A 12,059-nucleotide genomic window follows, 5' to 3' on the forward strand; every position below is an offset into this window, starting at 1 on the left:
GGCCCGGAATCGGGGCGTATGACAAGCACCGAACAGACCCGCACCCTGACGCTGTGGCGCCTGCGCTGGCAGGTTCGCCTGACTTGGGCCGGCCTGTTGGCCGAACGGGTGGTGCGCGGGTTCTGGCCCCTCTGGGTGGTGCTGCTGACGGTCTATGCCATGCTGGCGCTGGGGCTGGCGGAGCGTCTGCCGCAGGTCTGGTTCAACGGTCTGGGCGCAGCCGCCGCCGTTCTGGCGCTGGGGTTCGCGCTGCGCGGTCTGCGCGGGTTCCGCATGCCGACGCGGGCGCAGGCCATGGCGCGGCTGGATGCGACCATGCCCGGCCGTCCGCTGGCCGCGCTGAGCGACACGCAGGCGATTGGCTCGGGCGAAGTCTGGCAGGCCCATATCGCCCGCATGTCCGCCCGTGCGGCGCAGGCCCGCGCCCCGGCCCCCGACGTGCGGCTGACCACGCGCGATCCCTATGCCCTGCGCTATACCGCCTTGCTGCTGGCGCTGGTGGCGCTTGGCTTTGGATCGGCCGGGCGCATGGCCGGACTGGGCGCCATGGGGCCGCAAGGCGCGCAGGCGCTGGCGGCGGGGCCGGTGTGGGAAGGCTGGATCCGCCCGCCGGCCTATACCGGCAAGCCCGCGCTGTACCTGAACGACATCACCGATGAGGCGCTGGAGCTGCCACAGGGCAGCCGCGTCGTGCTGCGGTTCTATGGCGATCCGGGGGCGCTGGGGGTCGAGGAAACTGTCTCGGGCGCCCCCCTGGATCAGGGCGCGGTGCAGGGCGCCGAGTTCACCGTGGAACATCATGGGCGCATTGCCATCACCGGCCCTGGCGGGCGCGGCTGGGATATCGGCGTGCTGCGCGATCTGCCCCCGACCATCGCCGCCACCGCCAGCCCGGAGCGCGAATCGGACGGCAAGATGAGGCTGCCGTTCGAGGCCGCCGACGATTATGGCGTGGTGGCAGGCAAGGCGCAGATCGCGCTGGATCTGCCCTCGGTCGATCGCCGCCATGGCCTTGGCCCGGACCCGGAACCGCGCGATCCGGTGGTGCTGGATCTGCCGCTGCCCTTTACCGGCAAGCGCACCGAAATTGCCGAGACCTTGCAGGACGATCTGTCCAAGCACCCCTTTGCCAACCTGCCCGTGCTGATCCGGCTAAGCGCCGAAGACGGGCCAGGCCAGACCGGCCTGTCCGAGCCACTGGCGACCATCCTGCCCGGCAAGCGGTTCTTTGACCCGCTGGCGGCCGCAGTGGCCGAGGTGCGGCGCGACATCCTGTGGACCGCCGCGAATGCTGCGCGCGCGGCCCAGGTGCTGCGCGCGGTCACCAACCGGCCCGAGAATTTCGTGCGCAATGAACGCGCCTTTCTGCGCCTGCGCGTGGCGATCCGGCAGATGGAAGGCCCGCTATCCCCCGAGCTGCGCGATCAGGTCGCAGAAGAGCTGTGGGAGATCGCGCTTCTGATGGAACAGGGCGATCTGGCCTCGGCGCTGGAGCGGCTCAAGCGCGCGCAGGACCGGCTGGACGAGGCAATGAAGAACGGCGCCTCTGACTCGGAAATCGCTGAACTGATGCAGGAATTCCGCGACGCGCTGGACAATTACATGAACCAGCTGGCGCAAGAGGCCGACCGTGCGCCAAGCGAGCAGATGTCCGACATGGAAGGCATGCGGATGACCGGCGATCAGCTGCAAGAGCTGCTCGACAAGCTGCAAGAGCTGATGGAACAGGGCCGCATGGCCGAGGCGCAAGAGCTGATGGAAATGCTGCGCCAGCTGATGCAGAACATGCAGGTCACGCAAGGCCAGGGCGGGCAAGGCGACGGACAGGGGCGGATGCGCGATCTGGCCGATACCCTGCGCGACCAGCAGGGCCTGTCGGACGAGGCCTTCCGCGGGATGCAGGACGGGATGGGCCGCCAGCCCGGCCAGCAGGGCGAGGATGGCCAGCAGGGCGATCAGGGTCAGCGCGGCGAAGGCGGGCAGCAAGGCGAAGGCGCCGATGGTCAGGGCGGCGAGCGCAGTCTGGCCGAACGCCAGCGCGATCTGCGCAACCGCCTGCGCGCGCTGGGTCAGTCGGAAATGCCGGGCGAGGGGTCGGAGCGGGGCGAGGCCGGACGCCGGGCACTGGACCGCGCCGGCCGCGCGATGGAGCGCGCCGAAGAGGCGCTGCGCGAGGGCGACACGCCGCGCGCGCTGGACCGGCAAGCCGAAGCGATGGAGGCCCTGCGCGAGGGGATGCGCGAGTTCGGCGAGGCCATGGCCGAGGAACGCCGCCAGCAGGGCGGCGAAGGCGAGCGGTTCGGCGAGGCCGACCCGCGCGGCCAGCGCGACCCGCTGGGACGACAGCCCGGCGAGATGGGCCGGCTGTCCACCGACGAGGAAATGTTGCCCGGCGAAGACCCCTATCGCCGCGCGCTGGATCTGCTGCAAGAGCTGCGCCGCCGCTCGGGCGATCTGGGACGCAGCGAGGAAGAGCGGGAGTATCTGCGCCGGTTGCTGGACCAGTTCTGACCAAGTGCGGGGGGATACCCGGCTCTGATCCGGTCACCCGTGTTGCCAGGATCGTTCTGACCGCGCGCGTGACGCACGGGCCAGCCGCAGCCCCGACCTTGCGCATGTCGCCAGGGAGAGAGGGGGCCCTGCCCCCTCGCCGCCAGGGCGGCTCACCCCCGGGATATTTATCGACAGATGAAGATCAGAACAGGCTGCCTTGTTCGGGTGGCTTGTCCTTGGACTTGCGGGCCGGTTTGCCGCCAAGGGTCAGGCGGCCATCGTGGAATTCCAGTTCCAGCGCCGAGGCGGTTTCTGCGGCGGCTTTCGAGGTCACGACATGGCCATCGCCGCGCACAACGGCATAGCCGCGCCGGAGCGTTTCCATATGGCCGAGCGTCTGGCGCAGCCGATCGCGCGAGTCCAGCCGCTCGCGCAGGGCGGCGATGCGGGCCTGCGGGGCGGCGTCCAGGCGGGCGGCAAGGTCGGCCAGCTTGGCGCGATTCTGCAGGGTCAGGCGCTGATGATCGGCCAAGGTGCGGGCAAGGGCCGGGGCAAGGCGGGCCGCGGTCTGGGTCAGGCGGGTCTGCGCCTCGGCCAGCCTGCGGCCGGGGGCGGCGTCCAGCCGGACGGTACGGTCGGCGAGGCGGGCGCGGCCCTCGGCGGTCAGGCGGGCAAGGGCAGTGGGCCGCACGGTGGCCGCAAGTTCGGCCAGCCGCGCGCGGCGGCGGGTCACACCCAGCCCGAGCGCACGGGGCAGCCGGTCGGCCCAGAGGTCAAGCCGCTGGCGGGCCGGGCCGGTCAGGCTGTCAGGGCGCGGCAAGGCGCGGGACAGATCGGTCGCGCGCTGGCGGCGCAGGGTGAAGCCATGCGCCAGCGCCCGCGACAACCGGGCGCCGCTGGTTTCCAGCGCGGCCAGCAGCTCGATGCGCACCGGGACGGCCATTTCGGCCGCCGCTGTCGGGGTGGGGGCGCGTCGGTCGGCGGCATGGTCGATCAGCGTGGTATCGGTTTCATGCCCCACGGCAGAAATCAGCGGGATCCGGCTGTCGGCCGCGGCCCTGACCACGATTTCCTCGTTGAAGCCCCAGAGGTCTTCGAGCGAGCCGCCACCACGCGCCACGATGATCAGATCGGGGCGCGGGACCGGCCCGCCCGGCGCGATGGCGTTGAAGCCGCGGATCGCGGCGGCGACCTCGGGGGCGCATTTCTCGCCCTGAACGGCCACCGGCCAGATCAGCACATGGCGGGGAAAGCGGTCGCGCAGGCGGTGGAGAATATCGCGGATCACGGCGCCCGAGGGCGAGGTGACGACGCCGATCACCCGTGGCAGATAGGGGATGGGCCGCTTGCGCGACGCGTCGAACAGCCCTTCGGCGGCCAGCGCGGCCTTGCGTTTTTCCAGCATGACCATCAGGGCGCCAAGACCGGCAGGCGCCACATCCTCGACGATCAGCTGATATTTCGACTGGCCGGGAAAGGTGGTCAGGCGGCCGGTGGCGACGACCTCCATCCCCTCTTCGGGGCGGATCTGCATGCGGGCGACCTGGCCCTTCCAGCTGACGGCCGCCAGAACGGCATTCGAATCCTTGAGGTCGAAATAGAGATGCCCCGACGACGGTCGGCTGACCCGGCCGATTTCACCGCGCACACGGACGCGGCCGAATTCGCCCTCGAGGACGCGTTTGACGGCGCCCGAGATCTCGGACACCGAGAATTCGGGGGAATTTCCGCCAGGAGCGGGGTCTTCGAACAGATCCGACATCGTGCCTCGCTTGTGATCGCGCGGGCTGGACCTTAGAACGCCGGGCAGGAAAGTCCAAGCGGAGGCGGCGATGAACATTCTGGTGCTGGGCGGCGGCGGTCGGGAACATGCGCTGGCCTGGGCGATCCGGCAGAACCCGAAATGCGACCGGCTGATCGTGGCGCCGGGCAATGCGGGCACGGCCAGCTTTGCGCGCAATGCGGCGCTGGACATTCTGGACCCGGCGGCGGTGGTGGAATTCGTGGCCAGCGCGGCGGTGGATTTCGTGGTGATCGGGCCCGAGGCGCCGCTGGCGGCCGGCGTGGCGGATGCGCTGGAGGCCGCGGGGATCGCGCATTTCGGCCCCTCGGCCGCCGCGGCGCGGCTGGAGGCCTCGAAGGCGTTCACCAAGGAAATCTGTGATGCCTGCGGCGCGCCGACGGCGGCCTATGCGCGGTTCACCGAGGCTGAGCCTGCCAAGGACTATATCCGCGCCCAGGGCGCGCCGATTGTCGTCAAGGCTGACGGGCTGGCCGCTGGCAAGGGCGTCGTGGTGGCGATGACGCTGGGCGAGGCGCTGGAGGCCGTGGACGAGATGTTCGGCGGCGCCTTTGGTGCGGCAGGCGCCGAGGTGGTGATCGAGGAGTTCATGCAAGGGGAAGAAGCCAGCTTCTTCATCCTGTGCGATGGCGAGTCGGTTCTGCCGATTGGCACGGCGCAGGACCACAAGCGGGTGGGCGATGGCGATACCGGACCGAACACCGGCGGGATGGGCGCCTATTCCCCGGCCCCGGTGCTGACCGATGCGATCGCGCAGCAGGCGCTGGACGAGATCGTCAAGCCGACGGTCGCGGAAATGGCACGGCGCGGCACGCCCTTCAAGGGCGTCCTGTATGCCGGGCTGATGATCGAGAATGGCCGCGCCCGGCTGGTGGAATACAATGTGCGCTTTGGCGATCCCGAATGTCAGGTGCTGATGATGCGGCTGGGGGCGCAGGTGCTGGACCTGCTGCTGGCCTGTGCCGAGGGGCGGCTGGCGGAGACCTCGGTCAACTGGGCGGATGATCATGCGCTGACGGTGGTGATGGCGGCCAATGGCTATCCGGGCGACTATGCCAAGGGCACCGAGATCCGGGGGCTGGACGCGCTGCCTGCGGACAGTCTGCGCATGGTGTTCCATGCCGGCACGGTCGAGAAGGATGGCAAGGTGCTGGCCAATGGCGGGCGGGTGCTGAATGTCACCGCGCGCGGCGCCAGTCTGGCCGAGGCGCAGGCTGCCGCCTATGCGATGGTCGATGCGATCGACTGGCCCGAAGGGTTCTGCCGGCGCGACATCGGCTGGCGAGCGCTGTGACCCGGCGCTGCGCGAGCTGAGAGATTGGCAGCGGGGGTTTCACACCCCCGCACCCCCGTGGGGTATTTGGAAAAAGGCAAAGAGCAGGCCTGAGGGGGCCGGGCCCGGCAGCGATGTTGCTGCCGGGGGCGTATCAGGCCCGGATCGTGCCGTTGCCGTTCACCAGATATTTGAAGCTGGTCAGCTGTTCCGCCCCCACCGGGCCGCGCGCATGCAGCTTGCCGGTGGCGATGCCGATTTCCGCCCCCATGCCGAATTCGCCGCCATCCGCGAACTGGGTCGAGGCGTTGCGCATCAGGATCGCGCTGTCGAGCCGCTGGAAAAAGCGATCGGCGGCGGCGTCATCCTCGGTCAGGATGCTTTCGGTGTGCTGCGAGCCATAACGGCGGATATGGGCAATCGCCCCGTCCACGTCGTCGACCACGGCCGCAGCGATGATCATATCGAGGAACTCGCGCCCGAAATCGTCGGCGGAGGCAGGTTTGACACCGGGCAGATGGTGCAGCCCCTCGCCTGCGCGGACCTCGACACCGGCGGCGACCAGATCGGCGATCACCTGCGCGCCAAGGCCGTCCACCAGATCGCGGTGGATCAGCAGGCATTCGGCAGCGCCGCAGATGCCGGTGCGGCGCGTCTTGGCGTTCAGCACCACGCGGCGGGCGTTCGCGGGGTCGGCGGCCTTGTCCAGATAGACGTGGCAGATCCCCTCAAGGTGGGCAAAGACCGGCACGCGCGCCTCGGCCTGCACCAGCCCGACCAGCCCCTTGCCGCCACGCGGGACGATCACGTCGATATGGTCCACCATGCGCAGCATTTCCGACACCGCCGCCCGATCGCGCGAGGGGACAAGCTGGATGGCGTCTTCCGGCAAGCCGGCCGCCCTGAGGCCCTTGACCATGGCCGCGTGAATGGCGGTCGAGGAATGGAAGCTTTCCGACCCGCCCCGCAGGATGACCGCATTCCCGGCCTTGAGGCACAGCGCACCGGCATCGGCGGTGACATTGGGGCGCGATTCGTAGATCACCCCGATCACCCCCAGGGGCGTGCGGACACGGCGGATATGCAGCCCCGAAGGCATGTCCCATTCCGCCATCACCTGCCCGACCGGGTCGGCCTGAGCGGCAACCGCGCGCAGCCCTTCGGCAATGGCGCGGATGCGGCCATCGTCCAGCTTCAGCCGGTCCATCATCGCAGGGCTCAGGCCCTTGTCGCGGCCATAGGCAAGGTCGGCCTCGTTCGCGGCCAGCAGGGCGGGGATGTCGGCCAGCAGCGCATCGGCAGCCGCCTCCAGCGCGGCGGCCTTTTGCGGGGCCGGGGCAGAGGCCAGATCTGCGGCAGCCGCGCGTGCGCGGCGGCCCATGGACTGCATCAGTTCGGCGATTTGGTCGGCCATGTCCTGCCCCTTTGCATCCCCGGCCTGTGGTCGCGGCACCGCCGCCGGCCGGGAAAAGGCGGGGCGCGAGACTCAGATCTGGCGTTCTGGCAGGTTGACGACCAGCCCATCAAGGGCATCGGTCACCTTGAGCTGGCACGTCAGGCGCGAGCGCACCGGATCGGGCTGCCAGGCGAAATCCAGCATGTCGGCTTCCATAGCGTCCTTGGGCGGCAGCTTGTCCACCCAGTCGGCCGCGACATAGACATGACAGGTCGAACACGCACAAGCGCCACCGCAATCGGCCTCGATCCCCGGAACGCCGTTGTCGCGCGCACCTTCCATGACCGTCAGGCCAGTGGCCACGTCGATCTCGTGCCGGGTTCCGTTATGCTCGATATAGGTGATGCGTGCCATGCGCCGCTGCCCCGTTTCTGGCTTCCGGCGCATGACATATGACAGAACGCCGCGCTTGGCCAGAGGGTGCGGCTTTGCTCGCCGGATCAATGCCGCTATGCTGCCACCAACGAAAGGACGGGGCATGAGGCGCGAACATCTGGCAGGCGGTCTGGCCGCCCTTTGGCTTGCGGCCTGCGTGCCCGCGCCGCCCCTGGTCGAAGCGCCGCAGACCGCGCCCGGGTTCGAGGCCGCCCTTGTCACCACAGTGCCCTCCCCTTCAGACGGCGCCTGCTGGCACGAAAGCCAGCGCCCTGCCCTGTTCGAGACGGTCACCGAACATGTCCTCACCACCCCCGAAGAGCGTGACAGCACCGGCGCGCTGATCCGCCCCGCGACCTTTCGCAGCGAGACCCATCAACGCGAGTTGCGCCCGCGCCAGACGATCTGGTTCCGCATCCCCTGCCGCACCGATGTCGGGTCCGAAACGGTCTTCGTCGCCTCGCTGCAACGCGCGCTCAAGGCGCGGGGGCTTTACGGCGGCGCCGTGACCGGCGCCATGGACGATGCGACGGAAACCGCCGTGCGGCGCTATCAGGCCGGCAACGGGCTGGACAGCCCTGTCCTGTCGCTGGCCGCCGCCCGGGCACTGGGGCTGATCGCGGTCGGCGGCTGACCCCTTTTCGCCTTGATCCAAATATCCTCGGGGGGTGAGGACCGGCTTGCCGGTCCGAGGGGGGCAGACAGCCCCCCTTGCCCGCCCAGCCATGCGCGCAACGCGGCCCCTGAAATGCCGATGCGCCCGCCAGATGGCAGGCGCATCAGCCGGTTTCAAAGCGGTCAGTTCACCGACAGCGCGACAAAGCGCGGATCGCCGCCCCGGCGGACCAGCAACAGCAGCGACTTGCGCCCGGCATCCTTGGCCTCGGTGATGCGGGCGGTCAGGTCGGCGGCCGTGGTCACCGGCTTTTGCCCGGCCTCGGTGATCACATCGCCTTCGGCAAGGCCCTTGGTATCGGCCTCGGACCCGGCGGTCACACCGACGACCAGCAGACCATCGGTGCCCGCAGGCAGACCGGCGGCCTGACGTTCGTCCTCGGTCGGAACGCGCAAGGTCATGCCCAGCAGCGATTCTTCCTTCGGCGCGGCCTGACCGTTCTGGCCGGCGTCCGGGGTCGATTCGCCTTCGGCAGTCTCGCGCCGGCCCAGCGTCACGCTCAGCGTCTCGGTCTTGCCATCGCGCAGCACCACCACGCGGACGGCCTTGCCGACCTCGGCATCGGCGACGCGGCGGACCAGCTCGCGGGTGTTGGCCACATCGGCACCGTCAAAGCTGACGATCACGTCGTTCGGCAGCAGCCCTGCATCCTTGGCCGGACCATCCGGCACATCCGTCACCAGGGCGCCGGCGGCCTTGGGCAGGCCCATCGCCTCGGCAATATCGCCCGTCACGTCCTGGATGCGCACGCCCAGCCAGCCGCGGCGGGTTTCGCCAAAGTCGCGCAGCTGCTTGACCACCTTGTCCGCGACATTCGAGGCCATGGCAAAGCCGATGCCGATGGACCCGCCGTTCGGCGACAGGATCGCGGTGTTGATGCCGATCACATCGCCATCCATGTTGAACAGCGGCCCGCCCGAGTTGCCACGGTTGATGGCCGCATCGGTCTGGATGTAATCGTCATAGGTGCCTTGCAGGCTGCGCCCCCGGGCCGACACGATCCCGGCCGAGACCGAGAAGCCCTGACCCAGCGGGTTGCCCATGGCCATCACCCAATCCCCCACGCGCATCGCGTTGGAATCGCCAAAGCGCACGAAGGGCAGCGGCTTGTCGCTTTCGACCTTGAGCACGGCAAGGTCGGTCTTGGGGTCGGTGCCGACGACCTTTGCCTTCAGCCGGTCGCCCGAGAAGAATTCGATCTCGATATCGTCGGCGCCTTCGATGACGTGGTTGTTGGTGACGATATAGCCGTCCTCGGACACCACAAAGCCCGACCCCAGCGCCTGACCGCGCCGCGGCGGGGCCTGTTCGCCGCCCCGGTTGCCCCGGTCCATGAAGTCGCGGAAGAAATCCTCGAAGGGCGAGCCTTCGGGCAGTTGCGGGCGACGGTCGGCCGCCTGAGCGATGACGGTGGACGTGGTGATGTTGACCACCGCCGGGCTGACCTTGTCGGCCAGATCGGCAAAGCTTTCCGGGGCGCCGCGCGCCTCGACGGCCAGCGACTGGGCCATTGCGAACGCCAGCGCCAGAATCCCTAGCCACATGGCGCGCAGTGTCAGCTGCGGCATGGGCCGGGTCAGAACCCGTGAATGCATGGGCATATCCTCCATTCCTGAAAACCGGGGCTCGCCCGGCCTTGGGCGAACAATGGGCAAGTGCCCCGGCGAAAGCAAACCACGTTGCAAATGTCTCAATCGGTTGTGAAGCGGCGCGACGGCGCCGCGATCAGAATGCCCCCAGGCGCCGCGCCAGCCAGACCAGCAGAACGCCAGCCCCCAGCATGGCCAGCCCGATCAGCCGCCGCACCTCGGGCGGGATGCGGGCGATCAGGGCGACCAGATCCTCCATGCGCGAAGGGGCCAGCGCGAACGCCAGCCCCTCCACCACAAGCACAAGCCCAAGGGCCAGCGCGACGATCTTCATTCGCCCGTCCGCGCCGCCGGTGCCTTGTCCGACCGCAGATAGTCAAAGAAGGTGCTGTCCGGCTGCATGACGATCGACGAATTGCCGCCCTGCAGCGCCTTTTCATACGAGGTCAGCGAGCGGGTAAAGGCGAAGAACTCGGGATCCTTGCCAAAGGCCTCGGCATAGATGCGGTTCCGTTCGGCATCCGCCTCGCCGCGCGTGACTTCAGCCTGACGGCGCGCGTCCGAGGTCAGCTCGATCACCGTGCGGTCGGCGGCAGCGCGCACGCGCTGCGCGGCCTCTTCGCCGCGGGCGCGTTCATCGGCCGCCTCGCGTTCACGTTCGGCCCGCATCCGGGCGAAGGTGGCGGCAAGGTTCTGTTCCGGCAGATCGGTGCGGGTCAGCCGCACGTCCACCACATCGACGCCCAGGGACAGCGCCTGACGGCGCGCATTGTCGCGGATCTGGTTCATCAGCGAGGTGCGGTCTTCGGACAGCACGCGGTTCGAGGGCACACCGCCCAGAACCTCGCGGATGGCGGCGGTGATGATCCGCTCCAGCCGGACCTGTGCCGCATCCTCGCCGCCTGCACCGACGGCCTCGCGGAAGTCGATCAGGTTGACGATGCGCCAGCGGGCAAAGGCATCGACCACAAGGCGGCGGTCATCCAGCGGGGTGACCTCCAGCGGCTGGGTCTGAAGGCCGAGGATGCGGTCCTCGTACTTCACCACCTCCTGGATCAGGGGGATCTTGAATCCCAGACCGGGGGTTTCCTTGACCTGTTTCACCTGGCCGAATTGCAGCACCAGCGCCTTTTCGCGTTCATCGACGATGAACAGCGACGACAGGACGCCAGCCACGATCACGGCCAGGGCCGGCAGGATCAGCGCGGAACGGTTCATTGCCCAGCCCCCCGGTTCAGATCATTGAGCGGCAGATAGGGCACCACGCCCTGCGCGCCTTCGCCCGACACGCCATCAAGGATGACCTTGTTCATGTCGCCCAGAACCTTTTCCATCGTCTCCAGATACATCCGGCGGCGGGTGACCTCGGGCGCCTTGACGTATTCCTCGTAGACGGCGCTGAAGCGGCTGGCCTCGCCCTGGGCGGCGTTCACCACCTCGGCGCGGTAGCCTTCGGCCTGTTCCAGCAGCCGCGCGGCTTCACCCCGTGCCCCTGCGGTCACGCGGTTGGCGTAGGCGTCGGCCTCTTTCTCCAGCCGGTCACGTTCCTGCTGGGCGGCCTGCACCTCACGGAAGCTGTCGATGACCTCGCGCGGCGGGTCGGCACGGTCAAAGTTGATCCGCACGACGTTGATGCCGGCCTGATAGCTGTCCAGCGTGTCCTGGACCGCCTGCCGCAGATCCGAGGCAATGGCACCGCGATCCCGGTTGAGGATGGGCGCCAGTTCCGAGCGCGCGATGATGTCGCGCATCGCCGATTCCGACACCGCGCGGATCGTCTCGGTCGGGTCTTTCAGGTTGAACAGAAAGGCCGCCGGATCCGACACGTTCCAGACCACCTGGAATTCGATATCGACGATGTTCTGATCGCGCGTCAGCATCAAGCCGCTGTCCAGAACGCCTGCCCGGCCGGTGCCGATGTCAGTCACCCGCTCGCCCGTCACCTGAACGATCTCGGCCGTGACAAAGGGCCAGGGCGCAAAGTTCAGGCCCGGGCCGCCGATGCCGCGAAACTCACCCAGGAACAGCTCGACCGAGCGTTCTTCGGGCTTGACGGTGTAAAAGGACGCCATGCCCCACAGGACCGCCGCCGCCGCAAGGCCCAGCAGAACGCCGCCGCGCGAGAACATCGGCGAGGGGCCGCGCCCCGGACCGCCCGTGCCACGCCCGCCGCCCTGACCGCCGCGCCCGCCCATCAGGACGCGCAGCTGTTCCTGACCCTTTTTCATCAGCTCGTCGATTTCCGGGATCTGCGGGCCGTCCGGGCCCTTGCGGCCACCGCCGCCGCCCTGTCCCCGGTTGTCGCCGCCCCCGCCGCCGGAGCCGCCGCCCCAAGGTCCTCCGCTACCCGCCATGGGATCCTTTCCTTCTGTAAACCGTTTTGGTCTAACTGGTCA

Annotated in this window: 10 protein-coding genes; 3 read left to right on the forward strand and 7 right to left on the reverse strand. The window is 68.9% G+C overall.

Annotated features, from left to right (window positions below):
* Positions 1-18: 18 nt before the first annotated feature.
* Positions 19-2,511 (forward strand): DUF4175 domain-containing protein, encoded by a 2,493-nt coding sequence (locus G481_RS0121005; RefSeq protein ID WP_028031747.1) that lies wholly within the window; start codon positions 19-21, stop codon positions 2,509-2,511.
* A 184-nt stretch (positions 2,512-2,695) separates the two neighbouring features.
* Here G481_RS0121005 and xseA read toward each other — a convergent pair whose 3' ends face one another.
* Positions 2,696-4,255, reverse strand: a complete 1,560-nt coding sequence (gene xseA / locus G481_RS0121010) for an exodeoxyribonuclease VII large subunit (protein ID WP_028031748.1) — start codon at positions 4,253-4,255, stop codon at positions 2,696-2,698.
* 70 nt (positions 4,256-4,325) lie between these two features.
* On the opposite strand from xseA, the gene purD reads away from it, so the two are divergent.
* Entirely contained in the window at positions 4,326-5,588 is a 1,263-nt protein-coding gene (gene purD / locus G481_RS0121015; protein ID WP_028031749.1) for a phosphoribosylamine--glycine ligase, read from the forward strand.
* 133 nt (positions 5,589-5,721) lie between these two features.
* On the opposite strand, the gene G481_RS0121020 is transcribed toward purD, so the two are convergent.
* Both G481_RS0121020 and G481_RS0121025 read right to left on the reverse strand, forming a co-directional pair.
* Positions 5,722-6,981 carry a glutamate-5-semialdehyde dehydrogenase gene (locus G481_RS0121020; protein WP_028031750.1) on the reverse strand — a complete coding sequence of 420 codons (1,260 nt, stop codon included), beginning with the start codon at positions 6,979-6,981 and terminating at the stop codon, positions 5,722-5,724.
* A gap of 72 nt (positions 6,982-7,053) precedes the next feature.
* A complete protein-coding gene (locus G481_RS0121025) occupies positions 7,054-7,377 on the reverse strand; it encodes a 2Fe-2S iron-sulfur cluster-binding protein (protein ID WP_028031751.1) in 324 nt (107 codons plus the stop codon).
* A 124-nt stretch (positions 7,378-7,501) separates the two neighbouring features.
* Between G481_RS0121025 and G481_RS0121030 the strand changes: the two genes are divergently transcribed.
* Positions 7,502-8,032, forward strand: coding sequence for a peptidoglycan-binding domain-containing protein (locus G481_RS0121030; protein ID WP_028031752.1), 531 nt, complete (start codon positions 7,502-7,504; stop codon positions 8,030-8,032).
* Positions 8,033-8,196: 164 nt separating this feature from the next.
* On the opposite strand, the gene G481_RS0121035 is transcribed toward G481_RS0121030, so the two are convergent.
* The 4 genes from G481_RS0121035 to hflK all read right to left on the reverse strand — a co-directional run bounded on the left by G481_RS0121035 (position 8,197) and on the right by hflK (position 12,017).
* Positions 8,197-9,642: a DegQ family serine endoprotease gene (locus tag G481_RS0121035; RefSeq protein WP_245595030.1), complete on the reverse strand. Its 1,446-nt coding sequence runs from the start codon at positions 9,640-9,642 to the stop codon at positions 8,197-8,199.
* A 157-nt stretch (positions 9,643-9,799) separates the two neighbouring features.
* On the reverse strand, positions 9,800-9,997 hold the full coding sequence (locus G481_RS0121040) for a DUF2065 domain-containing protein (RefSeq protein WP_028031754.1): 198 nt from the start codon (positions 9,995-9,997) through the stop codon (positions 9,800-9,802).
* Positions 9,994-10,881: a protease modulator HflC gene (hflC, locus tag G481_RS0121045; protein ID WP_028031755.1), complete on the reverse strand. Its 888-nt coding sequence runs from the start codon at positions 10,879-10,881 to the stop codon at positions 9,994-9,996. Before hflC ends, G481_RS0121040 begins: the two co-directional genes overlap by 4 nt.
* Positions 10,878-12,017 carry an FtsH protease activity modulator HflK gene (gene hflK / locus G481_RS0121050; RefSeq protein WP_028031756.1) on the reverse strand — a complete coding sequence of 380 codons (1,140 nt, stop codon included), beginning with the start codon at positions 12,015-12,017 and terminating at the stop codon, positions 10,878-10,880. The genes hflC and hflK overlap by 4 nt, the downstream gene beginning before the upstream one ends.
* Between the last annotated feature and the right edge of the window lie 42 nt (positions 12,018-12,059).

The organism is Gemmobacter nectariphilus DSM 15620, from assembly GCF_000429765.1.
Classification (GTDB): Bacteria; Pseudomonadota; Alphaproteobacteria; order Rhodobacterales; family Rhodobacteraceae; genus Wagnerdoeblera; species Wagnerdoeblera nectariphila.